The sequence below is a fragment of the Pyrofollis japonicus genome, from assembly GCF_033097485.1.
Taxonomy (GTDB): domain Archaea; phylum Thermoproteota; class Thermoprotei_A; order Sulfolobales; family Pyrodictiaceae; genus Pyrofollis; species Pyrofollis japonicus.
In genome coordinates, this window is the sequence record NZ_AP028634.1 from 1,142,026 (window position 1) to 1,168,017 (window position 25,992).

A 25,992-nucleotide genomic window follows, 5' to 3' on the forward strand; every position below is an offset into this window, starting at 1 on the left:
CCGCTACGACTCCATCTTTTTAACTCGGACACCGTCGCCTAGAACCCAGTATGTTCCGTCGCTTCTCTCCTCGAGCTTGAATATCGGTGCCTTGTGCTTAACCTCTTCTAGGAGTAGGGCTGCTGTGTGGAATGCTTCATGCCTGCTCCTAGCTGATACGAGGATATGGATTGTGTAGTCTCCGGGCCTTCTTTCCCCAATGTAGTGTAGTACGGCCACGTCTATCACGCCTGGGACGTCGGCATATTTTGCTGCCAGCTCGTAGAGCTTTCGATCCGCAAGCTCCCGGTATGCGTCGTAGACTAGCTTGTCTACGCGGTTTCCGTTGACATAGCCCTTGACGAACCCCGTGAATCCTACTACTGCGCCGCCTCCGAGAACAGTTGCGCGGAGCGCCATCGCCTTTACAAGCTTGTCAAGGGACATGTTTTCCTCCGGCATAATGACTCTGGCGACGAGGACGCCCGGCTTGGGCACAAGGGCGTAGCAAGCCGTATTGGAGGGCACCTCGTCTTGGGGGTCGAGAATCTTGCCGCTACAAGCGATGGCGTAGTCCTCTCCTAGTCCCAGCTCGGTAGCGATCTCCGAGACCCTCGAAGCAGCTGTATCCGCTTCCTCTTCGCTGATATCCAGGCCGGTGAAGCGGAGCACGCGCAGGTGGGGCATAGTCCCTGTCTCCGAGAAAGCAGTAATACCCCTCTAGAGGCTCTTTACGGTGTCCCCGAAACTCGTGTCTCCAGAATCCTCTCCGCTACGGCAGAGACACCGAAGCGTAGCGGATCAGTAACGGGTACCAAGTACTCCCTGCTATACTTCTCGATTAGCCTTTTCGCGTCTTCCTCGCCGAGCATGCTAGTATTCAGCGCTATGCCGGCTACAACCATGTCGGGGTAGGGATTGAGGCTCCTAAGGTACAAGATCTCCTCACGGGGCTCGGGAACAGGTAAGGGCTTTGCAGCATGCTCAAACCCAGCTCTCGTGGTCCTCCCAGGCACGTGTGCTATAACGATGTGTGTTGGTGCCGCCCCGCGCAGGATCCCCAACGATACGTGGCCGTAAGCCTCGTGGCTTATCGCTGCCTGGCCCTCAACTACGATTGCCTCGCAGCCCCTCTCAGCCTCATCGACAACAGCCTTCTCTACGGCCCCCGCGACGAAGTCGCTCGGTACTGCGTCAGCAACTATGCCGCGGGCTCCAAGGAGTAGCATTGTCTGCCCAGTCCCAACCATGCAGGCCCTTATTCCCCTCCTAGCTAGCTCCTCGTAGAGAGTATACGTCACAATATTCTTGCCCGCGTCGCAATCCGTTCCCGCGACGAGTACACGGATAACCCTCGTTAATAATACGCTTCCATCCCAGATCCTGAGATAACTTGGGTCAGGCTTACGCACGTCAACGATCCTCGCGCCAGAGGACTCGGCCGCTCTCCTCAGCCGCGGTATGTCGGAGAGGAAGGTGTGGAGCCCACTATAGACGTCTATGCCGAGGCTGAGGGCTCGCTCGATGTCGTCGAGCCACTCCTCCGGCAATCGTCCCCCTACGGGCGCAGCTCCAAGAATTAACGCGCTTGGCTGGTAGCGCAGAGCATCGCCAAGAGACCCTACAACTGGTATGCCGCGCTCCTCGATACCTAGTACTTCTCCTGCATCACGACCCGCATTACGCCTATCAACGACTGCCACTATGTCCCAGAGCAGCCCTCCATTAAAGATAACAAGGTCGTGGGCAGTCTTACCTTCTGGCAACCCGTAAGCGCCATCGGCATAAACTATTGCCTTGCGTCGCCCCCTGTGATAAACCATCGGCAAGACAGAAGCCACCTAGGATCCATGGAGGCATTGTTGCAGCAAAATATAAGCATAAAGGCGCTAATTACGGTAGAAATAGCATACCTTACACAGCGTCGCAGCCATAGCCTTTCTACGCTAACGGGACGATACGAGGACTATATGCGCTAAGACCTCTTATGAGGTGTATCGAGTCTTTGAGAATAGCCTATCAGTAATGGCTTGAGAACCGGGTACCTGTGTCGCGAAAAGTGTAGAGAAGGGAAAGAAAAAGGTATGGGGTTTGAACTATCTTAAGTACGTGATTATATAGTGCGTTTGTAGGCTATCAATAAGCCGCCTATGAGGCCGAGCCATGCACCTAGTGTGTAGAATCCTCCGTCAAAGGGTAGGGTGATCAGTGATAGTATTGCTACAGTCCATCCCACGGCGGTAGGGTGCTTATTGTACCAGTAGAGCGTGATGAATATGAGAATGCTTAGGATTATTTCAGTCCAGCCGGTTACGGCTGCGGATCCGTAGTGCCAGCCATAGAAGTTGCCCGTGCTAAGTACTGCGATACCGTCTATGAGTATGAGGAGTGCTCCTAGGGCTGCGGTCCACAGAGCGTAGCTTGGTACTTTCGTGGTCATTTGTGTGCTTCTTGTGAGAGCTTTCTGCTCTGACACACCTTTCACCGTGTATATGTGTGTTCTTTAACACCCGTATACGTTTAACGCTTGTGTAAGAAAAATGAATAAATTGATACTATATGTATTTCAAGTAAAATAATAAACACTATTTTTTCAAAAACAAATATTATAAAGAATCAATTATCTGAATTAAGAGGTAAGCATCGATAGGAATTTGAAACAAATTACTATTCTCAAAACTCTCTGAGCCCCTGCGTAGCATTGCGCGGCTTGGATGAAAAGGGGTGGTAGCATAGCCCCGAGCGGGCATGGACGGCTTAATCCTTTAGCGAGCTTAGTGCGGGATAGCTGCTTCTAGTATAGCTGCTGCAGCTTATAGTCTTCGTTACAACTACTTTAGGGAAGAGCTTCCTTGCCTTCTCCACGAGGCTCCCTATCGGGCCAGTACTCTTGAACGCGTATACTGCTGGTCCTTTACCCGAGATGCCTGCTGTCTCGGCTTCGCTTCTTATTAGCTCGAATAAGGGCTCAGCACTCGTTCCCGTCGCTAACGCTGTGGCTACACCGTTTACGAGTACTGTCTTGCCCCAGTCGCCGTCCTCGAGGAGCCTCCATGCCGCGAGGTATAGTGGTTGGTATATTTCAAATGCTTCCCTGTCTATGCTCTTTATGCTTCGTCTCCCCGGTACAGCTATTACGACTAGGCCCTCGGGGCCATCGATGTGTCTTAACAGTTGCTGCGAAGCGTTATTCGTTGCATAGGTGCCGCACCCGCTTACAGCAAGGTGGTCGTCGAGGGCCCCAGTAATCGTTAGCCCAGCCGCCCTAGCTACTTCAACTCCAAGCTTGGCCAGCTCTAGCAGAGACGATTGGTAGCCTAGCAGTCTTAGCCCAGCCTCTAGGGCCGCGTTTATGAGAGCACTGCTCCCCTTGAGGCCTGCTTCAAGAGGTATGTCCGAGATGCCGCGGATGCAGAGTGAGCCAATGCCCTTACCTACGTGCTTGCTCAGTGTATCAGCTACTGCCTCGAGGATTGCCTTGTCTACTTCGACGCGTGTGCTCCGCGTAATGGTATAGCCCCTTGGCTTACTACACTTCCAGGCCTCCACGCTGAGCCAAAGATCTATTGCTGTGGCGGCTCCGAGCCCTCCCGTGCCTATCGCGTTCACAACCCCTATGGCTCCATGGGCTCTGCCTCGGGCTGTCTCCACGCAAGACCCCTCTGAGCAACTAGTGGGAGAACCGGGAGCCTAATTAAAGGAGCCCCCTTACCCGTGTCAGAGTAGCCAGGAAGGCCTAGCTATCCAAGCCAGCGCGGAGGCCATGTGGTTTCTAGGAGGGTGTTTACAAGCCTTGGTTAACGAGAGCATAGTACTACTAGGGCCATCGATCCTAGACGGCTCAGTGAGGGCTCCTCCCTCTAAGAGCTATTCGCATCGCGCCTTCTTCGCGTCATTGCTTGCACGAGGCGAAAGCACCATAGTCAACCCCCTGTGGAGCAATGACACTGCTACATCTCTAGCAGCCATTCGAGCCCTAGGGGCCCAAGCACGGCGCATTGATAACGCCCTACGAGTAGTATCTGATGGCGCTAGGGGGCTGCGCTGGGCCCCAGTTATCTATGTAGCCGAGTCAGGTACGACAATGAGGCTGGTAACGGCTCTGCTAGGCCTGCTCGACAAGCCTGTACTAGTTTATGGGCGTGGCCGTATCCACGAGCGCCCAGTCAAAGGGCTGCTCGAGGCCCTTGGAAGTCTTGGCGCTGAATATATTGTTTCGCGAGGCTGCTGCCCGCCACATGTAGTCAAGGGGCCGGTTAGAGGTAGCCATGTCAAGGTTGATGCAAGGGAGAGTAGCCAGTATGTTTCAGCACTCCTTATGCTCGGGGCAGGGTTGGGAGAGCTAGACATAACTGTTACTAATCTTGAGTCAAAGCCATATGTTGACATAACTATTCGCGTCCTTGAAGCCTACGGTGTAAGCGTTGAGCGCGAAGATTATCGGTGGTTCCACGTAGTCGGTGAGCCGGTACCAGTTACATACGTCGTGCCTGGGGACTGGAGCAGCGCAGCGGCACTGCTCGCGGCAGGAGCCGTTGCTGGGCACGTACGCGTGGAGGGGCTTGACCCGGCGGACCCCCAGCCCGATAAAGCGATAACGTACATATTAAGATCTATGGGCGCTGGCATAAGGGTTAGAGAAAACTATGCTGAGGCTTGGAGTACTGGGCGCCTAGAGGGGTTCGAAACGCGTATTCAAGACTATCCCGATCTAGGCCCCGTCTTGGCTGCGCTTGCGGCAATTGCATGCGGTTACTCGAGGATATGTTGTGCGGAGAGACTTAGGCTCAAGGAGAGTGACCGCGTAGAGGCAATCCTAGACCTTATGAGGCGTAGTGGCGTAGATTCGTGGCTCGAGGAAGGGGACAAGGGGCTCTGCATAGTAGTTAGGGGTGCATGTGGCAGGCTAAGGGGCGGAGTCGTCTACGATGTACATGGGGACCACCGGGTAGCAATGGCGGCAGCCATCTTGGGCCTCGCCTCAGCAGGGGAAACGGTTATCAGAAACCCAGGTGTCGTGGCTAAGTCCTTTCCCGGTTTCTGGGATGCTTTGAAAAAGCTTGGTGCGAGGATAGTTGAGGAGAAGTAGTTGAAGAGGGATGAGTATCCTTGGCGATGGGCAGGCTTCTCAGGTTTACATTGTTCGGGGAGAGCCACGGGTGCTGCGTGGGCTTTGTGCTTGAAGGAGTTCCGCCGGGGATACCGCTCGACGCTGACGAGATAAACCGGGAGCTGGCTCTTCGCCGTCCCGGAAGATTATTGACAAGCCCCCGACGAGAACCCGACACCGTCGAGATACTGAGCGGAGTCTACATGGGGTATACTACTGGCGCCCCTCTGGCTGCAATTATTCGCAACCGCGATATCGATAGCAGTTTCTACGAGAAAACTGTGCGATACCGTCCCAGACCCGGGCACTCCGACCTCACAGCAAGGCTCCGCTACATGGGGTTCAACGATTACCGTGGCGGCGGCATGTTCTCGGGAAGGCTTACGGCAGCAATAGTCGCTGCGGGCACCATAGCGAAGAAGATCATTGGTAGGCATGGCGTAGCTCTCTATGCTTATCTGCGCCGACTAGGGCCTGCTGAGTGCCCTGAGCCAGAGAGCCTAGAGAAGCCCGACGAGCTGGAGAAGGCTCGCAACGCGAGGAACCAGAGCCCAGTATTCTGTCACGACACGCAAGCCTCCGAGGAGATGGCTGCCGCGCTTAGAGACGCGATGAGGAGCGGAGATAGCCTCGGAGGCCTCGTAGAGCTATGGATCCTCGGAGCGCCGCCAGGGCTAGGGGACCCACCGTTAGAGCCCCTGGACGCAGAGCTGGCAAAGGCGTTCTTCTCGATACCAGGCGTTAGGGGAGTAGAGCTCGGAGTAGGCATGAAGGCAGCCGAGCTGAGGGGCTCAGAGGCGACCGACAACATAGTAATCACCGAGGATGGGACTCCAAGACCAGTACCTGGGCACAGCGGAGGAGTACTAGGCGGACTCTCAACGGGGGCACCAATAGTCATGAGGATAGCGTTCAAACCGACCTCGACGATAAGAAAGCCCTTGCAGACAATTGACTGGAGAAGCTACGAGCCAGCAGAAATAACAGGGCGAGGCAGACACGACCCAGCTATAGCGATAAGAGCAATACCCGTAGTAGAGGCGGTCGCCGCACTAGTACTAGGAGACCACTTACTGAGATGGCTCTCCTACAGACTAGAGCACTACCACTGGCTTGAAGAAGGTATAGGCAGCTCCTGGGAGGAGTAACCAATTTGTTTGTAAACAGTGTTTAGGGCAGATTATCACGGTATTGGAAGCTAGGCCCATGGGGCTGGGGCATGGCGTTCAGAGGATAGTTGTTTTACTATAAGCCTTGGCACAGCGATCCCCTGCTACAAGGTCTCAACTCTTATTCCGAGCTCTCGTAGGATTAACTCCCTCTTTGCTACAATGTCTTTGTCGAATGTCGCAAAGCGTTCTGCGCCGAGAAGCCTACATGACACAATATGGAGAAGGTCTAGCGTTCTAAGCTTGAGAGCGTCTGCGAGCCTAGAGGCCTGTAGAAGCACCTCGTCGAAATCTAGCTCGCCGATCCGGGCACCAATACTCTCAATAGAGTATATGGCGAGAGACAGCGGCGCCTCTAGACCAGCCCGCGAATACACAGAGGCGAGCTCAACTAGCGTTAGCTTGCTGACAACTCGTTTATCATTCACCGCCTCTAGTAGCTTGACGGCCTTCGAGTGATTAGGGTCCAGCTCATCCATGTAGGAGATTATCACATTGGTATCCACGTATATCATCTACTTCGCCCTTCTTCGAGAAGCTCGGTGAGCCTACCGTGCCGGATCCGGTACCTCCTCTCCCTTAGTTCTTCAACCTTCTCGTACACGTTTTCCCAGAACCTTATCTCCTCCATGACGCTTCCAAGGCCACGCTCAATCATAATGTTAAAGGCGTGTGAACGGCTCCTCGCAAGGCCGTACTTAACCATCTTATCGGCTAGCTCAACGAGTTCTTTCCTAACCTTAATAGATACAGTAACAGACACTGCACCCCCGATAATAGAGGATATACCCAGGTATACCGATATAAGGGGCTCGTTCTCCATAGCCTTCTAGTTCTACCGATTAACGCGACAGCAGTCTCTGTATGGATGCAAAACGCTCGCAGCCAAGAGGGCCCTCTATGACCCTTATTATGAATTGCCATGCCTAGGTCTTCTTATGGTATGGGTAGCTTCCAAGTACCCTTAGGAACAGGCTCCTCTGATGTACTTCTTTCAGCGACTCTGCGACATTCTTGTCGAGCCTTGTCCCCTCTAGCTCAACGTAGAAGTTATAGTGCCACGGTTTGCCGGGGGCCGGCATAGAGTAGATCATTTTGAGGTTTATGTTCCTGGTTGCAAAGGGTTCAAGCCAGTAGTGCAGCGAGCCTGGCTGGTCGGGAAGAGCAGCTACAATCATTGTTCTCGACGCATTTCTTGGCTGGTCGTGCCACGCGAGGACTATGAACCTTGTATAGTTGTTTTCAGGACCTATGTTGTTATTTACGACTTCTAGTTTGTTTTCGGAGGCTGCGCGTTGGCTACATATACAGTAGCCCCCGTTTCTAGCAGCTTCTTCTGCCGCCTTACTCGTGCTCGAAGTCGGAACATACTCGTAGGTACCTAGTAGCTTGTTAACCGAGTGATAGGCTTCTCCATAAGCATGTGGGTGCGTGTAAAGCCTCTTTGGCGCACCGTCACCACTTCTTGCGAGCACGAGCCCTATTTTCATCTCTATACCGGCATATATGCTGAGCATAGTGGAGGCGAGGTTGTGTAAGGTCTCGCCTACTGGGCCCTCGAGACTATTCTCCAGCGGCACTACTCCGTAATCTGCCTCATAGTTCTCTACACGGTTAAAGACCTCCGTCACGCTCCTTGCAGGCACTAGTTCATATCCGTGGAACAACTCCTCGGCAGCGATATGGGTAAAGCTATTCCTCGGCCCAAGAAACGCTACTCGCTTGCCAGTCAACAGCAACGCCTCCCTAGGCCCTCTAGGATAGGCTCTCTAAGGCTTCAAGCAGGGCCGATAGGGCTTCCCGGCTGTACGGGTTCTCCTTCCTAATCTCATCCACCACTCCGTGGAGAAGCTCAAGCCTCTCAGCTACACTCATAGTGCTCCTTAGGCTCCTGGTTACGAGCCCCTTCAGCTGCTCCTCGCTGATTCCTAGCTTTCTCGCGAGCCGCTGGGAGGCTAGCCGGTACAGGTCGTAGACAAGGTGGTGGAGCACCTGGTTAACAGCCATAATCCTGTCATGTGTATCCGGGTCTAGCTCAACGGCCTTGAGGCCCAAGCCGTTAAGAAGCCTCATAAGCCTAGGCTTCCATGCAACAAGCCTCACCGGGATAACGGCGACCCGTTCTCCTGCGATGCAGTGCACTGGGCCGAACAAGGGGTGAAGGCTAGCATACTCTGGCGGATCCTCTGCCCCGCCGAGAATCTCCTCTATCCTAGGCACTAGGGGCTTCTTCGCTGAAGCCAAGTCTGTGAACAGCATGCTCCGCCTAGCACACGTTACGTGCTCCTTGAAGAGCCCCGGCACCGCTGAGCCGGGGACAGCGTATATAACCATGTCTGCCCAGTCAATGCCCCTACAAGGCTCCATGGCCACGGCGCCGAGCCTCTCGGCAAGCTTCTGCGCCTTCTCCTCACTCCTGCCTCCTATCGCTACCCAGCAACCCGCGCGCAAGAGGTTCTCGGCAAAAGTGGCGGCCATGCCGCCGTAGCCGTAGATGTAGACCCGGAGCCTCTCAGCACAGTATAGCTGAGCACAGCGAGACTCCTTTATAAGCACGGTATAGAGGTGCTCAACAAGCTCCTCGCTGAGACCGAGCCTACGCGCCTCCTCTGACAGCGTGGCGAGAAGCTCCTTTTCCCTCTTGTCGTCGTAGACGGGGAGACCGGTACTCCGCTTAATCTTGCTAATACTTCTTACTACTCCTAGCCTTGCAGCAATGAGGCGTAGAATACTCGTATCAATGTTCTCCAACGTGCTCCTAAGGGCCCTCAACTCTTCTCTAGCTACTTCCTCCACCTCTCAACAGCCTCCGCTATGCTCCTCGCTATCTGCCTCGGCATGAGCCCATGGCGCTCATAGAGGTCTAGAATGCTTCTAGCACTATGGCCGTAGCCCCTAGGCGCCACCGGTATGATAGGTACAGGGTAGTGCTGGGCGAGCGTCTCGGCCACGGCGCCGAAGACTCCTCCGCGGGGAAAATGCTCCTCAACGACAATCACTAGCCCGGTTCGCTGGGCAAGAGCCACGAGCCCGGCCTCGTCAACGGGCTTCACGGTATGCAGATTGGCTACAGCAACGCTGATGCCCTTCTCCTCGAGAATCTTGGCGGCCTCAATCACATGCGCTAGCACGGGCCCAGCAGAGACCACAGCCACATCACTACCGTCGCGCAGCACCTCTAGTCTCCCAAACCTATACTCTGCTCCAGGATCAGTCACCTGCGGCGAATAATCCCTGCCAATACGCATATAGGCGGGGCCGTGAACCTCGTGGAGCCTTATCAAGGCCTTATAGGCTTGGAAGGCATCAGCTGGAACAACCACAGCCATGTTGTGGAGAACCCTCATGACCGCTATGTCCTCTAGGCTCTGGTGGCTAGCACCGTCACCGTGGTCACTGAACCCGCTATGCGTAGCAATGAGCTTCACGTTGAGCCTCATACGGTCAATAGTGTTCCTTATCTGCTCCCACGCCCTCATCATGAACATTGCGAACGCGGCCGCATACGGCTTCTTGCCCGCCAAGGCGAGCCCGGCAGTAAAGCCAACCATGTCCTGCTCCGATATCCCTATGTTAACGAACCTCTCCGGGTACTTGTCACCAAACCACTTGGTCCTCGTACTCCGGGCAACGTCGGCAGTAACAACTACAACGTCTCTATCAATGTCGCCCAGGTATAGCAGCGCCTTGCCCACAGCGTCGCGCATGGCCCCGAGATTCTCTGCTACAACCATGCTAGACATGCTGGCCACCGGTGGCTTCGAGTAATCCCAGGCCATTGCCTCTCCGAGTATGCGCTATGATAGCGACGGGCCGTGGGGATGCGTCCGCGTACTCTAGGGCCTCTAGGAGCATCTCGTAGCTATGGCCGTCAACCTCTAGGACTTGCCACCCTAGGCTCTGAAACCTATCGGCAAGGCTGCCCTTGTTCTTGATCTCGCTTGTCGCCCCGTCAAGCTGGTATCCATTGTTATCCACTATTGCTACCACGTTGCGTAGGCCGAGATGAGGTATCGTCGCGGCTGCTTCCCATACCTGCCCCTCATCGAGCTCGCCGTCGCCGAGGACAACGAAGACCTTGTGCTCGTCCTCGGTGCCGTCAAGCCTCATCGCGTATGCTATCCCGGCCGCAATGCTGAGGCCCTGGCCAAGGCTGCCCGTCGACACATCAACCCCGTCAAGGCTGTTATCCGGATGCCCCTCTAGGCCATCAATGTCACGTATCCCGTCTAGGTCCTCCTCCGAGAGCTTGCCCAGCTCTACGAGGAGCGCGTAGAGCGCTGGCACGGCATGCCCTTTGCTCAGTATTAGCCAGTCCCTCTGAGTTGGTTTGGATCCTGTCCGCTGAAGCCCTCTACCGACCAGTATAGCGTTTAGGATATCGAGACTGCTTAGTGAGGAGCCGACATGTATACTCTTCTCCACTGAGGCCATTCGGAGAACTCTATCACGTGCGCGGAGCGCTACTGAGTGCAGGAACTGGATTCTGCTCCGCGGGGAGACGAGCCCGCTCCTCTTTACGACTTCTAGCCTCGATACAATAGGCAACTCCCTCCTCTATTCCGCTGAGCTAGGTTTTCCACGTCTGCGTCTACGTGCAGCACAACACACCGGTGTAGGGGTAAAAATATATTTCTAAGCTGTGCTTACACGGCCCCTATGAGGCTCAAAGACGCTAAGAGAATGGGTGCACGGGTATTGGATTGCTGGAGAGTGCTCCACAAGGGAGGCGGGCCGATAAGCTTCCGAGTCGGCCGCGCAGTTGTCGGCGGAGAAGAGCCCCTAGTAATAGCCGGGCCATGCAGCGTTGAAAACCCTGACATGATTCTTGAAACAGCCGCGACACTCAAGCAGATACTCGTTGACAGGCTCGGTTTCAGCAACGTTATACTCCGCGGCGGAGCCTGGAAACCACGCACTAGTCCCTACAGCTTCCAGGGGCACGGCGAGAAAGCACTCGAATGGCTGAGAGAGGCAGGCGACAAGACCGGACTACCCGTGATGACGGAGGTAATGGATCCCCGGGACGTCGGTACTGCAGCCGAGTACGTCGACGCCATATGGGTTGGCGCTAGAAATATGCAGAACACGCCGCTCCTAAAAGAACTAGCCAAGGCGGGTAAACCCGTGTTCCTGAAGCGCCACTTCGGCTCAACGATAAACGAGTGGCTCTGTTCAGCCGAGTACCTATTAGCAGACGGCCTAGAAGAGGTAGCTCTGATAGAGAGGGGGATAAGGTGTATCAACGAGTACGCGAGGTTTAGCCTCGATATAACGGTCGTGCCGGTGGTGAAGGAGGTCTCAAGGCTCCCAATAATAGTTGATGTAAGCCACCCTGCTGGGCGCCGCAGCCTCGTCCCATGGCTCGCTCGCGCAGCACTTGCGGCAGGAGCCCATGGCATAATGGTTGAGGTTCACCCGAGGCCTGACGAGGCACTAAGCGATGCAAAGCAGCAGCTAGACTTCAGAATGTTTGAGACAATGGTGAAGGAGTTAAGGGAGATGGGGTTGCTGTGAGCCTCGAGCACAGCACGTGGGCGATAAACGAGTCCATCAGCGTCGATATAGCTGTGGGGCCGGGAGCGCGCATAGTATTGCCAAGACTTGTCCGGGAAGCAGGCCGGGACTACACCTCTATACTAATAGTCGCAGACTCCGGGGTTCCCGGGAGATTCGTCGAGGACATGGTGGAGGCATTTACCCGGGAAGGCTTCAGAGTAGAGAAGCTAGTTGTGAAAGGAGGAGAGAAGGCCAAGAGCATCAACACCGTCGTTGGGCTATGGGAGTGGTTGCTCAAAGTAGGAGCTGATAGGTGGAGCCTCCTCGTAGCTTATGGCGGTGGAGCGGTGAGCGATGCTGCTGGCTTTGCGGCAGCCACCTACATGAGGGGCATAGACTGGGCTACAGTACCCACGACGCTTCTCTCTATGGCGGATGCCGCGGCGGGCGGCAAGACCGCGATAGACTTCAACGCGAAGAACATTATCGGTGCTTTCCATCACCCACGCTTCATAGTTGCCGATACAGAGCATCTCGAGACGCTCGATGAGAGAAACTATGTCTCCGGGCTAGCAGAGGTAGTCAAGCACGCACTTCTCGAGGGAGAATGGTTCCTCGACTGGTTACGTAGGAACCGAGAGGCAATTCTTGCCAGAAGCCACGCCGAGGCATCGAAGATGATAAGGATGAGCCTGGATACGAAGATGAAGATAGTTGCAAGAGACTATAGGGAGAGGAAGGGTGATCGCATGCTCCTCAACCTGGGCCATACAGTTGCCCATGCGGTTGAGAAGGCCACAGGGTATACAGTGAGTCACGGAGAAGCCGTGGCAATAGGCCTCGTAGTCGAGGCCTACGCGGCTACGAGGATAACTGGATTGCCGAGAAGCAGCATTGAGGAAATAAGGGAGACCCTAAGCCTCTTTGGCCTCCCTACGAGGCCGCCGAGCAACATAAGCGCGGACGAGGCCGTAAAGCTGATGAGACTTGATAAGAAGAGGAGAGGAGACAAGCTAACACTACCATTACTAGAGGCTATTGGGCGCCCGGTCCTCGTGGACCTGAGACTAGACGAGGCCGAGAAAGTACTAGCGGAGGCATGGAGGGAGGCTGGCAACGCCTAACCCTTTGAACCACGTGGCATGCGTACCTTCGCCCGGGCTTAGTTCCGATGAAATCCTTGAGCTAGTGACGAGCAAGGAGTGTAGGCTAGTAGAGCTCCGCCTAGACCTACTAGGCTATACGCGTAGCGAGGCACTAGGGCTCGTAGAGGCTTTCGCATCTCGTGGAGTAAGGACGATTGTTACCCTGCGCGATAGCCGTGAAGGGGGAAAATACAGTGGGTCAGACGACGAGAAGGCTCTTCTCCTACTAGAGGCGCTTGATAGGGGGGCGTGGCTCATAGACGTTGAGTACCGCTTCCCTCTCCTCGACAAGGTGCTGGGGGATGCCCGGGGCCGCGTCCTGGTATCATTCCATGATTATCGGTGGACGCCTCCCTCCGAGGTCCTCTACAGCTATGCGGGCGACATGATAAGGCGGGGAGCAGCGATAGCCAAGATAGTTACTATGGCAAGGAGCTTTAGTGACAATTGGCGCCTAATAGGCCTCAACACGTGGAGGCCCGGAAAGGTGGTAGCGTTCGCAATGGGTAAGAAAGGCAGGCTCTCAAGGATACTCGCACCTCTGGCTGGAGCTCCCTTCACATATGCTGCCCTCGGTGAACCAGTAGCACCTGGGCAGCTGGGCTTAGACGAGCTGCTAGCCGCGTGGCGGCTCCTGGGAGCAATAGACTAGGCTAGGCCACGGGGGCCTCCTTTAGCCTATCAACTTGTGAGGAGCAGTGTTGCTAGCCACTCGTGCTCAGATACTTTACAACCTCGTTTACTACGTAGTTGTAGTCATCAATACTGGGCTCTATGCCTAGCCATATCTTCTCCGCGTATAGTGCTTGCCAGACAAGCATACAGAGCCCGGTGACTGTTCTCGCCCCTCTCTTTCGCGCTTCTCGGAGAAGCAGGGTTTCCAGCGGCTGATAAACCATGTCAAATACTACTTGGCCGCTATGAATTGCGGCGATAACGGGTGGTGCTTGATCGGGGCAGCAAGACTTGCTTCCGAGAGGCGTAGCGTTAACTATTATGTCGGCTCTTCTTGCCGCGTTCTCCGCGTCGTCTAAACTACTAATCTCCAAATCTATGCCGAGCCCCCTAGCCCAGTGAGCCAGCTTCTTCGCTCTGTCCATGCTCCTATTGGCAACAATTATCCTGGATACGCCGAGCCTATACAGAGCGTAGACAGCGGCTCTCGCAGCCCCGCCAGCACCTATGACTAGGGCCCTCTCCCCCTGGATTCTCCCGAGGCACTTCATCACACCCAAGTAGTCAGTGTTGTAGCCCCACAGCTTCCCGCCCCCGTTCTTAACAGTGTTTACCGCCCCTATCTCCGCGGCATCTTCCTCAAGGCCATCGAGAAGCCCTATTATCTTCTCCTTGAGCGGGATAGTCGCGTTGAACCCGGCTGCCAGGCTGCGCAGAGCATGCACCCTCTCAGCCAAGGCCTCCGGCACTGTATCCCATACCAGGTAAACAGCATCAACGCCGTAGCGCTCATAAAATGTGCAATGAATGAGAGGGCTCAAGCTGTGTTTAACAGGACTACCTATGAGCCCGTAGAGCCTAGTCCCCGGGGAACACCGCCTAGGCAAGTACCCTACACCTCGTAGCACCTACGTAGGCCTTAAGCTAACCCCGCTAGCGATGGGAAAGCTCCCGTGAGGCAACAATAACACCTACATCAATAAAGACTATGAGGTACGTCTCCAGGGTTGCTGCGCTCGGCCACCCAGGCCACAGGGCAAGCAATACTCCAAGCGGTATAGATACTAGGAGCGCTGCTAGAGACACTTTCGCAGCCCTTGAGCCCCGCTTGGCTTGCCCGTAGAGGAGGAGGCTCAGCCCCCAGTAGCTCTGGATAAAGAACCACGTGGAGACGCATACGTGGTGCCTTGTCCCGGAAGGGAATATGCCTATGAGTAGGAGGAATACGCCGGCCACAACCATGTAGGAGGCCCCAATGGCCTCGGGCTTGTTCTCGGCGAGATAGGTGGCCGCGATACCCCATAGCGCAAGCAGTACTCCGAGCAGCACCAAGCCATAGTTGTAGAGGCCTGGGCAGCAGCTACGGGGGCCACCTAGGTCGCTGAAAGCGTGCCTAGTGAATACGAACCAGTCTCTGTTAAGAAGCCACGCAGCCCCGATAATGAGCCACGCGAGTACTACTACGAGGGGTCCTAGGTATATTAGGTAGCGGCTAATCCTAGCAGTCTCCAAGACCTCTGCATCCCATATAAAAGACTTGATGCACGGAATAATATAGTGGTGCATCGTATTGCAAGACAAGTACATAGAGGTAATGCCTGGGGTTCACTCCCGCCTCCTCTACTGCAGCGACGAAGCAGTAGTCATCGAGACGCTTCTAGAGAAGGGCGCTGTTGTGCCAAAGCACAGTCATACTAGTCTACAAGTCTCCTTCTGCCAAAGAGGCCTCCTAGAGCTGAAGATAGGTGGCAAGACAGTAGTCATGAGGCCTGGTGATCTCCAAGTTATCCCGCCGGGAGTCGAGCATGAGGCCAGGGCTCTGGAGGAGACAGTAGTCGTTGACGTCAATGCACCGTTTACAGAGGATCGTAAAGGCCTCGTGGAGAAGCTGGGAGGGTGCCAAGCAGCACAAGTAAAGAAAGGCTAGGGAGCCGAGGAGTTCTTAGACGAGCACGACTACCCCTACCAGTATCAGTAATATGCCGGCCACTGCGCTCAGCTCGGCCGAGTACCTGGCAACAGCTTCTTGCACCTTCCTTACCCGATACGCAGCCGTTATGGAGACACCTATCACGAGGAGAGGGGCGACGAACACAAGGTTGTAGATGAGCAGGTATGGTAGTAGCTCTGTGATCGATGTAGCGCTGCTTGCCCGGGCTAGCGTGATGAATGCGAGGAGGGGCCCGCTACTACATGGCAAGAGCGTGAAGGAGGCCAGGAAGCCTAGAAGCCCCGCGGCCAGGATGCTCCAAGCTGCTCGTAGGGCGTGCTTTGAGAGCTTTCCCCCAGGTCTTGCAAGGGGCAGTGCCTTTCCGTGTCTCTCAGCGACCGCCTCTGCAAGGGTATAGGAGCCGAAAGCCATCGCCACGACTCCCAGGAGCCATATAGGCAGAGTTGTCGAGGCAAAGGCTATTCCGAGGGCAACCAGGAGGTAACCTATGTAAACGGCTGCCGTGAAAGCCAGGGCGGTAGCCATTACCCTTTTCGGACTCTTCGTGCGAATAGAGGTTGCGAGCAAGAGCACAGCATACACGTAGAAAGTACACGGATTGATGCTGTCAAGCGCGGCGAACCCGACAAGCTCGCCGAGAAGCCTAGTATGGAGCACTTTTGTAGTCAAACCCCCATGCTCGGTGATTAATGTTATCCCGTAACTAGCCCGGGCTAATCAGCTCTGAAGCGTTGATTGTGGCTGTACAGAGTACTTGGTAAAGCTCCTTCGAGGCATCTATCTCGCCATACTTGTCTCCAGCCAGGTAGACGTGAATCTTGCCCTCCATTCTTGGCTCACTGCTTAGGAGCGCCTCGTTCCACCACTCGGTGCTTCTGAGCTCCCCGACTTCTACGAAGAGGATCCCGTCCTTGCTGCAAGCAACTATTGTCGGGACTCCCTGTGTTGCCTTGAGCTTGTAGAGAGCCCAGAAGGCTTCTGCACAACCACTGTTAAGGACGGAGCAGAAGTAAGACCTTATACCTGTCCTCGAGGAGTACCTCTCAAAGAATTCCTCCATTGCCTTGCAATGAGGGCATCTCGGATCACCTATTTCCACTATGAATACGTTCCTGTGCTCAATTGTAGTAGTCGGGTTCTGCTGAGCATTAGTAGTACTAGTTGTTTGGCTACTCGTTCTGGGCGCTTCGGCGGAACTGGCAGTGCTACTAGTATTGTCTCCGATATGTAGGCCTAGGCCCAGGACTAGTGCAGCCACGACTACAATACTGATTAGTAAGACTAGGAGCGGATACTGGCTTCTCACCTTCACGAATCACCTTTTCTCCAGGACAGCGTAGTACGCGTTGCTCTCTTCTCCGCGCTCTATAACCTTTGCCGCGTTGCTCTTCTCTATACTAGAGATAGTTTCGTCTAATACCTCCTTTGCAGACTTGGCGACAATTACTTTCAGTTTCTCACCGCTCTCCAGCTTGTCTAGCTCAGCTAGCACGTACAGCGTATAGTCGCCACACGCTGATGCTATTTTTCTAAGATCAAACACCTTCACGCGTAATCCCCGGATGATAAGGTTGCTAAGGATTGTTAAAAAGATTTCCCAGCTTGTGCAAAAATAGAGATAAAATGATATCACTGCTTCATTCTACTAGCCGAGGCGCTTATTTATCCCAGATAGAAGCTGCTTCATCGACGCTCTTCGGTTCTTTAACGATAACTTTGCCCCTAGTAGTGATGAAGGCTGGTACACGGCTGCTCGGGATACCATAGCCTTGCACAATTGCGGCCTCCGCGTTCACGCTCCAAAGCTCCGTATCCGGGCAATGAGCAACAACTTGGATACTATAGTATAGTGCCCTCGTACACGGCAGTCCGGAGACGACATAGAGGGCTAGGCGGCCACTTGGACATCTAGACGGCTTCTCGCCCTCCCATGCGCCTCCGGCCAGCGCTATCGAAAGATAAAAGGGCATGAGGAGTACGTCGGCGGGGATACCGTAGTACACTAGTCTGCCCTGTAGCCGCCCGCCTACGCGTATAGCGGGCTCTGGTAATTGCTCCCCCCACTTGTCAAGCTCAAGACGCTTCAGAACAACCTTTTCGTAGACCCCGAGCCTTCGCTTAACGTATTCGTAGCCCTCCTCGGAGAAAGGTGATAAGGGAACAACCTCTACGTCAACCTCTACGGGCTCAACAAGCTTCTCTAGGAAATCTCTCGCCTCGCTCAAAGAAGGCAAGCCGGATACAGCCAGCAAAGAGTCTAACATAGCTTCTTTCAAAAACTTCGCATCGTACAATACTATCCCTAGTAATGAGTAAAAACAGTGAGCCCGGTACTAAAAACTGAGCCGTACATCTACGAAGAAGGCTCGCATATAGCTCTGCACCTTGGTCAGAAGACGAGCGTTACACGGTACAAGGGAATGAAGTATATGGGTAACAGTGTGCGGGCACCCAAAGGGGCCGCGGCTCATCCAGGCCGCCGTGGAACCAGCGGCTGTCTACCGCGGCACCCCGGTAATAGAATCTTGGACTAGGATTCGCGCTGGAATAAGGATAACGCTCGGCTAGCTCATCGATGCTCCGGGGCTCCTGCCCTTCTCGTATATCTGTCGCAGCTTCTCCACCTCTTCCTTGCTCAGCAACGGCGCCTCCGAGGCCTCTACGAGCTCTCTTAGCTTCTCCTTGGTCCTTGCCGCGACCTCTATCGTGTCTACCGGTATGCTTGAGTATATGAATCGTAGCGCGAGCTGCGCGGGCGTATTAGCCTCGAGGAGTGTGGCAAGCTCCTCTCTCAGAGTCTTCTCCATGAACTTGTAGAGTACGAGTGCGCTACGATACCAGCCTCTCATCCTCTTGCCGCCAGCATAGTACGGCTCCATGTTCTCCCAGCTACTCGGAGTCTCCCCCAGCATCAGGCCGCCAGCATGAGGCATCGCGACTATTATGCCGCGGCCCTTCTCCCTCGCCTCCCTAGCTATGGTCGCTCCGGGCTCCTGCTCCAAGACATTGTAGACGAAGCGCAGAGCCTCAACCTCATCGTGGCGAAGAGCCTCTCTAGCAGCTAGCAGGGCGTCCGGGTCCTGGCTTATCGAGACAGCTAGGTGACTTGCAAGCTCGTCCTCCACGAGGCCCCGCATAGCCTCGTAGAGCGCCCTGTTGCGGAGAACCTCGAGGCCCGGGTCATGGATTATAGCTAAATCTACAGGGCATTTTCCTAGAGCCTCACATGCCTCCTCTAGGCTGCTGGTTAGGAATTCTGGCTCGAAGCTCTGTCCTCCCCCGCGCTTATAGCCCACAAGCACACCTACTACTGCTTCCTCGATGTCCTCGCCGAGCCCGCGGCGAAGCGCCTCTAGCGCCTCCATGCCGTACACTGGCGCCGTGATGTAGAAGTTTATGCCTAGGCTCCACGCCTCTTTGACGAGCTCTGCGAGGTCCCGGCGAGAGAGCCCCTCGTAGGGACCGTGTACACCGTAAACAGCGTACGCGATGGCCGATACTTTTAGCCCGGTTCTCCCGAGCACATTGTACTTCACGATACGCGCACCTCTCAGAAAAGACCTTATTGTATGCATCTTATTAAACATGTTCTTTTAGTTCCTATTTTATCAAACAAAATACTTACCTAATTATATGCTAGCTAGTACGTGCTGCTGTCTCGCCTACACAATCCTATATAGGAGGATGTAAGGATTCCATGCCGGCGCATAGGAGAAGGAGAAGTGGCTAGTCAAGCAGGGGGCGAAAAGCGGGATCTGTGGCTACTAGTTATTGCTACCTACATGTTCTTCTCCGGAATGATGTCGATAACCTCTATCGTCGCCAGGTATGCAAGGTTCCTAGGAGTGAGCATAGCCAGCACAGGGATAATCTTCTCACTGGCGTCATTGTCGGCCGCGGTTCTCCGCATCCCGGTTGGTGTTGCAGCCGACCGCATCGGCCCCAGGCCCTTCATGGCGCTCGGAGGGTTATCGCTGGCACTCGCCGGCCTCGTAGCCATGGTGAGCGAGAGCGGCCTAGGACTAGGCATAACGAGGATAATGCAGGGCGTCGGCCTAGCACTCTTCGTTGCACCGAGCATCTACGTTGCGAGCATGGTGCGAGGAGTAAGCGTTAACACCGCCGTCTCGCTACGTAGTGCAGCTATATCGACTGCCTCGGCAACAGCGCCCTTCATAGCGGGCCTCATAGTCGATAAAGCCGGCTACGGAGCTGCCTTCGCCTACGCTGTACTAAACTCAATAGGAGCTGCGGCTGCTTCATCACTCATCAAAGCCGGAGCGCCCCCGGCAAGAGCTGGGAAGCCGAGACTAGGAGAGGCTTTCTCAGCCCTACGGAGGATATGGATAATAGCAGTAACACCAATTGTTGATGGAGCAGTCTTCCTCGGATTCCAGTCACTGCCGCAGGCAAACCTCAAGGACCTTGGCTACCCTGCCACTGTCTTCGGCACCGCGCTCTCCCTCAGCGGCGCCACAGGGCTCGTAGCAAGGCTATCAACATCGGCACTAGTGCCGCTGATAGGGTGCATCGCGACGATGCTTATGGGCTACACGCTACTAGTTGGCGCCACAGCTGTGCTTCTCGCCTCAGTTCTCCCCCCATGGATATACTTGTCGGGCTCCCTATACGGCGCAGGATTCGGCCTCATAGCGCCCTCGGAACAAGTCCTCATAGTGTCGAACGTTGAGCCGAGAATAAGGAACACCGTACTCTCAATGTATACCCTCTCCTTCGACATAGGCGGCTTCATAGGCTCAACACTACTAGGAGCCATAGCTGAGCGAGGAGGCTACGAGGCAGGCTACACCGCTATGTTAGTAATGCAAGCACTATCCCTGGTACTCGTGGCATCATGGAGTATTTCTCGCAGGAGACTAAGAACGTGTTAGGCACCGGCCCCTGCCTCTCTATCCCTAGATCAGCGTTCAATGTTCAACCTTGCCCGGGCTTATTAGGGACAAGCCTAGCCCTTACACATGTCTCCAGTTGTAGGCCGCAAGGAGGCTCTTTGGCAACTTTACTCCTATTAGTAGCGTGACCTTATCCTGTGGTCGTAAAAATCTAGAAAACTGTTCACGTTACGAATTATGCGATATAGGTATTTGTACAAATTATTCGTGTTATCCTCGTTTAAAATATGGCATGTTGTATCTAGCCGTCGCCATATAAGTAGTTTTCTTTAACTGGTGTGAATGGGGAAGAGATATGACCGAGGCATATATGCCCTGGCTCCAGGAATACTTGAAGGACATGGGTATAGACGAGATAGTTGTTAAGACCGCGGAGAACGAGGAAGAACTAGACAAAGCGGTCTGCAGGCACAGCACCACGGTAGTCTTGTTCAGCAGCCCTACGTGTCCAGCATGCGCCGCCTATAGGCCGATATTCTATACCTATGCATACAAGGCTTTGAAGAAGTATGGCGAGAAGAAAGTAGGGTTCTACGAGGCAGACGTCTACAATATGCTTGAGAAGGCATGGGAGCTCGGAATATCGGCTACACCGACCACGATAATATTCAAGAAGTGCAAGCCGGTCGACGGCATAATAGGGCTTGTTGACGAGGAGTATCTAGCCGAGCTCGTGGAAAAACATTTAGAGAAATAATAGTCCCCGGCTAGAAGACTGTTTCAGCTCCCCTATGCTAGGCCATGCTCGCCTAGTAGCCTCCAGTACTCCTCATCGTTTAGTATCTCTTCCTGTTCTCTACGGATTTTTGAGAGAAGACCAGCTGCACCCCTTTGCACAAAGCGAGCCATGTCCTCTACTAGTTCCTTCCTCGGGAAGGGTTTCGAGGGTAACCCGCTCCTACCAATACTTGCCTTGGCAATTAGCCATGCCCCCACATTAGTTGGTGTTGCAAGCTGCTTCAGCTCCTCCCGCGCCAAGCTGCCTCCGCTGGCCCACCAGTACTCTCTTACAAACGATATGCCAAGTGCACGCATCACCTTATTGCGCCACTCCTCCCAGAGTTCTTTACCGCGCCTCTTGACCTCGCTGATAACGCTCTTCGGGTTAGCGCCGCTTAAAGGTGCACGGGTAGCAGCAGAGGCAAAGTCCGTGTCTAGGACCGGGGCTATATCGTCGTGTAGATATGCCACTGCAGCGGCGTAGGCGCTGTGAAGCACTGTCTCCATGAACGCCTCTACTGGGTCTTTTCCACTAGGCTTCCAGGAGCCCGTGATTATTGCCTCTGCTTCCTCAGGCTCTACGGGATCGGTCGCCGCTGGTACGCCGTCAACCAGTATCCAGGGGACGCTCCATATATTTCTCCGAAGCACCTCTGAGCCCGCAGGGTCAGCTGTCGAGGCCAGCTCTACTCTATCTAAGAGGCCTTTCCTAGCGAGATTCTTCACTACATGGTAGCTCGTCGCACACGTGGGGTGAATATACATGAGTATTCTCGGCAAGGCTTATTTCTCCAAGCAGAAGAGTTTCTTGCAGGAAATTAACGCTAGTGTCGCCTCATACCCGTCACCCCGGCTCTACGAACCCAACTACCTCGTAGTCGGGGAGTGTTACTAGCCAGGGCTCTGTACCATTATACGCCATTGCGGGGTCTATTACGAGCCACGTAGTATTGCCCCGGCTTATAGACGTGAAGCCGTCGAAAGGCACGCCTAGTGCTTGGAGGAGTGCAGCCATTCTCGCAGATAACTCCTCTTTGTCGGGGGGGAGAGCCACCAGTACCGAGGCGTGGTCGGGTACGTGGTCACCACTAGTATCTACGAGGGCGACCCCGGCCCGCAGCCCCACGGCGCGATACATTGATGCCAGGAGGACGGCGAAATCGTCGCAGTCCCCGCTCATAGTCTTAAGGGTTTCATCGGGTGACGCCACGTATTCTAAGCCCCTTGGATCACTGACGTAGCGCAGATTGTCTCTAGCCCAGAGAGCTATTGCGAGCACCTTGTAAACGGGGTCATTAGTTATGTTGCGGGGCAGGCTAGCGGAGACCGCCACGCGTACAAGGGCCTTCTCCGACCCATTGTTAAGCAGACACAAGCTTGCATCAATAATGCTTCTCGGCACAAGGTGCTCAGAGAGGCCCCTGCCCGGGGCCGCTTCTCCGAGATACTCCTCCCTCCCCCCGATAACCAGGTAGACGTCCACGGAGCCACCGCCCGTAGCGTCAACGCTAAACCAGTAGACGATGCCCTTGTAGAGCTTGAGCCCAACACACTGCCTCCACCCAGGAACAAGCTCAACGGATTCATTAACGAGGATACTCCTCCGCGAAGCATAGTCTACGAGGGCTCGGAGAGCCTGGTCACGCACAGTGCTCGAAGGCCCTCTTACAAGCAACGACCTAATAGTCTCAACTATGCTGGCTAAGTCATGCCCTCTACCCGTCTTTGCGACAGCATGCATACTGCAGGAGTCGTTGCAGGACAAGTGCTTGGCCACGAGCAAGCCAGCCACGAATCCCGATGCGAACACGGCTGTAAAGACGAGTACGAGTAGCCGCCTATCTCGCCACATGTCACAGCGCCATCGGCCGCGTCTATAGAGGCCCCTGTGCGGGAAGGAAAGAGGGTCGGTATCCAGGGTTTTCAGCACACTGCAGCATAATACTGTTGCCCTGGGGCTAAGCCCCCGTCTAGAACATCATCCCCTCTTCACCATGTGCTGTCTCAATCTCTTAAAGAATTATGACCGCGTCGCCCAGTACCGTTCCTTTTTACTCTCTAGTGCTCAAGGCCTTCTCAACCAGCTCCATTAGCTTCTCCGCAGCCTGCGCCGCCGCCACGACGTCTTCGGGGGTGCATATCCTCTCCCCAGCACACTGGTGAAGCCCGGCCGCGCGCTGGAAGATGTCTAGGACTTCCTCGCCCAGCTTCTCTGCTACCCTATTCTTATACTCCCATAGCTCTTCGTCGCTCTCTATCTGTTTGCCGTCGACGCCGTAAGCGTACGCCTTTACCGCGAGGCTGACCGCGTCCCAGAGGGTCTCGGCCGCCAGGTCTACTCGCCCACCCTGGGCATCCCTTATTGCACGCTCTACGAGCTCCCTTGACTTCCGGATACACTCCTCAGCCCTAGAAGCCCTTACACACATTACGCAAGAAACACCCCACATGCCCGCAGAGAGGGAGCCTCTATGCCTCCGAGCATGGAGGGTATATGCTTGGTGGGAGTATTTAAACAATACCTAGTAGGTATTCTATTCTCACAATAAGACCACTAAGACGTATACAGCGGCCTTGGCGCCTCCCCTGGGGTGAAATAGCCCAAGAAGAGAGCTAATCATCAGCACCTACATCCTCCCAAAACTATCGCCATGCCATCCCCCGGTGCAGCTACACACCCTTAGCCCGGCCGATCCCCCATTCATCGCCTCAAAGACCGGTCAAGCAAGAAGAAACCATAGAGGCAGCACAACGACTAGCCAAAGGTGCTCGAGGAAGAAGCTCCTAAGCGGCAATAAGGCAAGAAGACTAGCAACGACGCCGAAGAGGAAGCGGTAACCCCTCCTTCCTTGTCGAAGACAAGGCTTAGATACGTGGGCCTCACGCTAAGCATCGTACCTAACACGTTGAGTAGGGTTATGTTATGCATAGAACTTTGTAATAAGCATTACAGGGCCGCCTACGAAGCCTCCACCAGTCTCTACCGGAGCTACTTGAAAGTATATGCCAAGACTGTTCGAGATAGTCTTAGCGACTACGCGTGCACGCGGCCCAAGCACCCGCTCCATAGCCTCGTACGCCCTATCGGGCTCAGTGACTAGGAGCTCCTCGAAACTAACACCATAGTGTCTACGAGCATAACTATTCAATACGACGTATAAGCCAACCATACTCCTAACAAGGTACTCCCTGACCTCCAGGGGGCTAGGCAATTCTCGGTAACACCCTTGTATTACTGGGCCCAAAGCTTAATAAAACAAGCACGAAACCCTTGACGAACACCCCCTTGCGCAAAATATAAAACACTCTCCGCCTAGGAAAAGAAAGAAAAGCCTACTTGCCCCCGTCCTCAAGCAAGCGATACTTACGAAGAATACCATAAATATCAAAGCCAACAGGCTCAGTGGTCCACTTATCCCGGAACGGGTCATAAAGCTCAAAAGGCAAAGGCGTAACCTTCGTACGATAACCTATAAGGGGATACAAGATACAGGAAGCAATCCTCCTAAGAACTTCTGTATGAAACTCCGAGGGGACACCAAGGCTTGCGATAACGTACTCGTCTGAAGCAATAATGTTTGCTGCAGAAGCAGTAACACTAGCAGCAACATAGACCTCGTCAAGACAGTCTCCGCGGGCCACAAAGCCTATCCTCTGGAAACAGTCACCCATGAGCGCCTTTCGGGCCCATATGCGGCCAGCAACACCGCTACGAGAAAGCTGATAATAATGACGATAAACGAAGCGATACTTAAGGAAAGCATCGCTCTCAATACCAGCCTCCTCTTCAAGCCTCGCATTAACAGCATAGACTAGTTCGCGCAACCTACGAGTAGAGAGCTTAGGCTCAAGGTCAAGAATAGAGATTATAATATAGTCCATCAAGTACATTCTCGACTTATGAGGAGGAGCATTGAGCACGCGCCGCAGTGTATCATAAGCAGCGCTGACGTTCTCCTCGCTGAACCCCAGCTCGCCCGTACAATTCCACACAGGGAGACGATCGCCTACAAAGAAATACATAACATTATCTCTAAACTTCTTCACCCAGTCCTCAACAGCAGGTAAGACAATAGGTATCAATGATTCGTGAACATCGTATGAGATGTGCACGAGGTTGCCAAGGAAGAAAACAATTGTGCCAACAAGCCTCGGGTATGGTAAGCCTGATATCTCTCTCACTTTTTGCACATTTATGAGCTGTCTCCACAGCTCCTTATCTCTTATGCCTATAACGATGTTTCTAAACCCTAATGGAGACACATAGCGAACATGAAGTGCTGGTTCGGGCAGCTTTTTCACTACTTCGTGAAGAGTTGGTCTTGATACTCCGAATGCTTCCTTGTCTAGGCGGTAGTCGTAGCATGTTAGTAGTGCTGCTATCCTCTTTTCCTGCTTGTTTTGCTTCACTAGTTTTGCTCCCCCTGGGGAATTGTGTCTAGGCCCCTTTATCTGGCTCGCCAAACAGGCCTCCAAGAACCTGCTTGGAATTGGTTTAGAAATGTGGTAGCAGAACTACTTGCACTTACAAGGCTAAGTGGCGAGGTGTGATCTAGGTATGAAGAAGCTCGCAAAGCTCGCAGCTCAAATAGAGAACACCCCCTGGCTCAAACTAGCCCTAGTAGCAGCAATGGCTGCAGCAGTAGTAGCGTCTAAGAACCTGCTCCCCACAGACATAAAGGAAACTGATGTAGGCGCGGTCTAACCACAACGTGTTTTTCAGCCATAAATTAAACACGTTTTTGCCTAAGCGAGCCCACATAGTTTCTTCAATGCCTCGTCCTCGCTTACCCATATTGTCTTCATAGGGTCGTTTTGCTATCTCTACCTG

Annotated in this window: 31 protein-coding genes; 9 read left to right on the top strand and 22 right to left on the bottom strand. The window is 54.2% G+C overall.

From position 1 onward, the window contains the following. Nucleotides 1-3 precede the first annotated feature (3 nt). From SBG41_RS05845 to SBG41_RS05860, 4 genes are all read right to left on the bottom strand, one after another. Complete coding sequence (locus SBG41_RS05845) at nt 4-666, bottom strand: molybdenum cofactor biosynthesis protein MoaE (RefSeq protein ID WP_317894622.1); 663 nt, start codon at nt 664-666, stop codon at nt 4-6. Nucleotides 667-710: 44 nt separating this feature from the next. Then, on the bottom strand, nt 711-1,802 hold the full coding sequence (locus tag SBG41_RS05850; protein WP_317896501.1) for a DUF1611 domain-containing protein: 1,092 nt from the start codon (nt 1,800-1,802) through the stop codon (nt 711-713). 290 nt (nt 1,803-2,092) lie between these two features. Further along, complete coding sequence (locus tag SBG41_RS05855) at nt 2,093-2,455, bottom strand: hypothetical protein (protein ID WP_317894623.1); 363 nt, start codon at nt 2,453-2,455, stop codon at nt 2,093-2,095. Between the two features lie 281 nt (nt 2,456-2,736). Next, a complete protein-coding gene (locus tag SBG41_RS05860; protein WP_317894624.1) occupies nt 2,737-3,630 on the bottom strand; it encodes a shikimate kinase in 894 nt (297 codons plus the stop codon). A gap of 142 nt (nt 3,631-3,772) precedes the next feature. Here SBG41_RS05860 and aroA point away from each other — a divergent pair, with 142 nt between their 5' ends. Both aroA and aroC read left to right on the top strand, forming a co-directional pair. Then, complete coding sequence (aroA, locus tag SBG41_RS05865; RefSeq protein ID WP_317894625.1) at nt 3,773-5,068, top strand: 3-phosphoshikimate 1-carboxyvinyltransferase; 1,296 nt, start codon at nt 3,773-3,775, stop codon at nt 5,066-5,068. Between the two features lie 26 nt (nt 5,069-5,094). Continuing rightward, nucleotides 5,095-6,237: a chorismate synthase gene (aroC, locus tag SBG41_RS05870; RefSeq protein ID WP_317896502.1), complete on the top strand. Its 1,143-nt coding sequence runs from the start codon at nt 5,095-5,097 to the stop codon at nt 6,235-6,237. 125 nt (nt 6,238-6,362) lie between these two features. Here the strand turns inward: aroC and SBG41_RS05875 are convergent, their stop codons facing one another. From SBG41_RS05875 to SBG41_RS05900, 6 genes are all read right to left on the bottom strand, one after another. Continuing rightward, nucleotides 6,363-6,773: a type II toxin-antitoxin system VapC family toxin gene (locus SBG41_RS05875; protein ID WP_317894626.1), complete on the bottom strand. Its 411-nt coding sequence runs from the start codon at nt 6,771-6,773 to the stop codon at nt 6,363-6,365. After that, on the bottom strand, nt 6,770-7,081 hold the full coding sequence (locus SBG41_RS05880) for a hypothetical protein (protein ID WP_317894627.1): 312 nt from the start codon (nt 7,079-7,081) through the stop codon (nt 6,770-6,772). Before SBG41_RS05880 ends, SBG41_RS05875 begins: the two co-directional genes overlap by 4 nt. Nucleotides 7,082-7,184: 103 nt before the next feature. After that, nucleotides 7,185-7,991 (bottom strand): prephenate dehydratase, encoded by an 807-nt coding sequence (locus tag SBG41_RS05885; protein ID WP_317894628.1) that lies wholly within the window; start codon nt 7,989-7,991, stop codon nt 7,185-7,187. Nucleotides 7,992-8,013: 22 nt separating this feature from the next. Further along, on the bottom strand, nt 8,014-9,054 hold the full coding sequence (locus SBG41_RS05890; RefSeq protein WP_317894629.1) for a prephenate dehydrogenase/arogenate dehydrogenase family protein: 1,041 nt from the start codon (nt 9,052-9,054) through the stop codon (nt 8,014-8,016). Next, entirely contained in the window at nt 9,042-10,001 is a 960-nt protein-coding gene (locus SBG41_RS05895; RefSeq protein WP_317894630.1) for a transketolase family protein, read from the bottom strand. Before SBG41_RS05895 ends, SBG41_RS05890 begins: the two co-directional genes overlap by 13 nt. Further along, the gene (locus tag SBG41_RS05900; protein WP_317894631.1) at nt 9,994-10,806 is read right to left on the bottom strand and encodes a transketolase; all 813 of its coding nucleotides are present in this window, start codon (nt 10,804-10,806) and stop codon (nt 9,994-9,996) included. Before SBG41_RS05900 ends, SBG41_RS05895 begins: the two co-directional genes overlap by 8 nt. A gap of 150 nt (nt 10,807-10,956) precedes the next feature. On the opposite strand from SBG41_RS05900, the gene aroF reads away from it, so the two are divergent. Genes aroF through SBG41_RS05915 form a run of 3 tightly spaced genes read left to right on the top strand, consistent with a single transcriptional unit; the run spans nt 10,957 to nt 13,554 of the window. Then, nucleotides 10,957-11,775: a 3-deoxy-7-phosphoheptulonate synthase gene (gene aroF / locus SBG41_RS05905; RefSeq protein WP_317894632.1), complete on the top strand. Its 819-nt coding sequence runs from the start codon at nt 10,957-10,959 to the stop codon at nt 11,773-11,775. Further along, nucleotides 11,772-12,881: a 3-dehydroquinate synthase gene (gene aroB / locus SBG41_RS05910; RefSeq protein WP_317894633.1), complete on the top strand. Its 1,110-nt coding sequence runs from the start codon at nt 11,772-11,774 to the stop codon at nt 12,879-12,881. Before aroF ends, aroB begins: the two co-directional genes overlap by 4 nt. A gap of 13 nt (nt 12,882-12,894) precedes the next feature. Next, nucleotides 12,895-13,554, top strand: coding sequence for a type I 3-dehydroquinate dehydratase (locus SBG41_RS05915; RefSeq protein WP_317896503.1), 660 nt, complete (start codon nt 12,895-12,897; stop codon nt 13,552-13,554). Between the two features lie 52 nt (nt 13,555-13,606). On the opposite strand, the gene aroE is transcribed toward SBG41_RS05915, so the two are convergent. Together aroE and SBG41_RS05925 are read right to left on the bottom strand one after the other, a co-directional pair. Then, a complete protein-coding gene (gene aroE, locus SBG41_RS05920) occupies nt 13,607-14,464 on the bottom strand; it encodes a shikimate dehydrogenase (protein ID WP_317894634.1) in 858 nt (285 codons plus the stop codon). A gap of 46 nt (nt 14,465-14,510) precedes the next feature. Continuing rightward, nucleotides 14,511-15,089, bottom strand: a complete 579-nt coding sequence (locus tag SBG41_RS05925) for a DUF998 domain-containing protein (protein WP_317894635.1) — start codon at nt 15,087-15,089, stop codon at nt 14,511-14,513. Between the two features lie 58 nt (nt 15,090-15,147). Here SBG41_RS05925 and SBG41_RS05930 point away from each other — a divergent pair, with 58 nt between their 5' ends. After that, on the top strand, nt 15,148-15,504 hold the full coding sequence (locus tag SBG41_RS05930) for a cupin domain-containing protein (protein WP_317894636.1): 357 nt from the start codon (nt 15,148-15,150) through the stop codon (nt 15,502-15,504). Nucleotides 15,505-15,519: 15 nt separating this feature from the next. Here SBG41_RS05930 and SBG41_RS05935 read toward each other — a convergent pair whose 3' ends face one another. From SBG41_RS05935 to SBG41_RS05955, 5 genes are all read right to left on the bottom strand, one after another. Continuing rightward, the gene (locus tag SBG41_RS05935; RefSeq protein ID WP_317894637.1) at nt 15,520-16,185 is read right to left on the bottom strand and encodes a cytochrome c biogenesis protein CcdA; all 666 of its coding nucleotides are present in this window, start codon (nt 16,183-16,185) and stop codon (nt 15,520-15,522) included. Nucleotides 16,186-16,231: 46 nt separating this feature from the next. After that, nucleotides 16,232-16,834 (bottom strand): DsbA family protein, encoded by a 603-nt coding sequence (locus SBG41_RS05940; protein WP_317894638.1) that lies wholly within the window; start codon nt 16,832-16,834, stop codon nt 16,232-16,234. 9 nt (nt 16,835-16,843) lie between these two features. Beyond that, nucleotides 16,844-17,077: a hypothetical protein gene (locus SBG41_RS05945; protein WP_317894639.1), complete on the bottom strand. Its 234-nt coding sequence runs from the start codon at nt 17,075-17,077 to the stop codon at nt 16,844-16,846. Nucleotides 17,078-17,186: 109 nt separating this feature from the next. Continuing rightward, nucleotides 17,187-17,753 carry a hypothetical protein gene (locus tag SBG41_RS05950; RefSeq protein WP_317894640.1) on the bottom strand — a complete coding sequence of 189 codons (567 nt, stop codon included), beginning with the start codon at nt 17,751-17,753 and terminating at the stop codon, nt 17,187-17,189. A gap of 339 nt (nt 17,754-18,092) precedes the next feature. Then, complete coding sequence (locus SBG41_RS05955) at nt 18,093-19,064, bottom strand: aldo/keto reductase (RefSeq protein WP_317894641.1); 972 nt, start codon at nt 19,062-19,064, stop codon at nt 18,093-18,095. A 186-nt stretch (nt 19,065-19,250) separates the two neighbouring features. Between SBG41_RS05955 and SBG41_RS05960 the strand changes: the two genes are divergently transcribed. Continuing rightward, complete coding sequence (locus tag SBG41_RS05960) at nt 19,251-20,420, top strand: MFS transporter (protein WP_317894642.1); 1,170 nt, start codon at nt 19,251-19,253, stop codon at nt 20,418-20,420. A 316-nt stretch (nt 20,421-20,736) separates the two neighbouring features. After that, nucleotides 20,737-21,138, top strand: coding sequence for a thioredoxin family protein (locus SBG41_RS05965; protein ID WP_317894643.1), 402 nt, complete (start codon nt 20,737-20,739; stop codon nt 21,136-21,138). Nucleotides 21,139-21,170: 32 nt separating this feature from the next. On the opposite strand, the gene SBG41_RS05970 is transcribed toward SBG41_RS05965, so the two are convergent. The 5 genes from SBG41_RS05970 to SBG41_RS05990 form a co-directional block, all read right to left on the bottom strand. After that, nucleotides 21,171-21,941 carry a hypothetical protein gene (locus SBG41_RS05970; protein ID WP_317894644.1) on the bottom strand — a complete coding sequence of 257 codons (771 nt, stop codon included), beginning with the start codon at nt 21,939-21,941 and terminating at the stop codon, nt 21,171-21,173. 64 nt (nt 21,942-22,005) lie between these two features. Beyond that, complete coding sequence (locus SBG41_RS05975) at nt 22,006-23,013, bottom strand: transglutaminase-like domain-containing protein (protein WP_317894645.1); 1,008 nt, start codon at nt 23,011-23,013, stop codon at nt 22,006-22,008. Between the two features lie 199 nt (nt 23,014-23,212). Next, nucleotides 23,213-23,590 (bottom strand): PaREP1 family protein, encoded by a 378-nt coding sequence (locus tag SBG41_RS05980; RefSeq protein WP_317894646.1) that lies wholly within the window; start codon nt 23,588-23,590, stop codon nt 23,213-23,215. A gap of 492 nt (nt 23,591-24,082) precedes the next feature. Beyond that, nucleotides 24,083-24,373: a hypothetical protein gene (locus SBG41_RS05985; RefSeq protein ID WP_317894647.1), complete on the bottom strand. Its 291-nt coding sequence runs from the start codon at nt 24,371-24,373 to the stop codon at nt 24,083-24,085. A 121-nt stretch (nt 24,374-24,494) separates the two neighbouring features. Then, nucleotides 24,495-25,571 (bottom strand): hypothetical protein, encoded by a 1,077-nt coding sequence (locus tag SBG41_RS05990; protein WP_317894648.1) that lies wholly within the window; start codon nt 25,569-25,571, stop codon nt 24,495-24,497. Nucleotides 25,572-25,719: 148 nt separating this feature from the next. Between SBG41_RS05990 and SBG41_RS05995 the strand changes: the two genes are divergently transcribed. Continuing rightward, nucleotides 25,720-25,866, top strand: a complete 147-nt coding sequence (locus SBG41_RS05995) for a hypothetical protein (protein WP_317894649.1) — start codon at nt 25,720-25,722, stop codon at nt 25,864-25,866. The last annotated feature ends 126 nt before the right edge of the window (nt 25,867-25,992 follow it).

Coding starts and splice junctions, on each gene's coding strand:
- SBG41_RS05965 (WP_317894643.1), top strand. CDS start 20,737: ATGACCGAGGCATATATGCCCTGGCTCCAGGAATACTTGAAGGACATG.
- SBG41_RS05895 (WP_317894630.1), bottom strand. CDS start 10,001: ATGTCTAGCATGGTTGTAGCAGAGAATCTCGGGGCCATGCGCGACGCT.
- SBG41_RS05875 (WP_317894626.1), bottom strand. CDS start 6,773: ATGATATACGTGGATACCAATGTGATAATCTCCTACATGGATGAGCTG.
- SBG41_RS05995 (WP_317894649.1), top strand. CDS start 25,720: ATGAAGAAGCTCGCAAAGCTCGCAGCTCAAATAGAGAACACCCCCTGG.
- SBG41_RS05880 (WP_317894627.1), bottom strand. CDS start 7,081: ATGGAGAACGAGCCCCTTATATCGGTATACCTGGGTATATCCTCTATT.
- SBG41_RS05850 (WP_317896501.1), bottom strand. CDS start 1,802: ATGGTTTATCACAGGGGGCGACGCAAGGCAATAGTTTATGCCGATGGC.
- SBG41_RS05975 (WP_317894645.1), bottom strand. CDS start 23,013: ATGTGGCGAGATAGGCGGCTACTCGTACTCGTCTTTACAGCCGTGTTC.
- aroC (WP_317896502.1), top strand. CDS start 5,095: ATGGGCAGGCTTCTCAGGTTTACATTGTTCGGGGAGAGCCACGGGTGC.
- SBG41_RS05980 (WP_317894646.1), bottom strand. CDS start 23,590: ATGTGTGTAAGGGCTTCTAGGGCTGAGGAGTGTATCCGGAAGTCAAGG.
- SBG41_RS05845 (WP_317894622.1), bottom strand. CDS start 666: ATGCCCCACCTGCGCGTGCTCCGCTTCACCGGCCTGGATATCAGCGAA.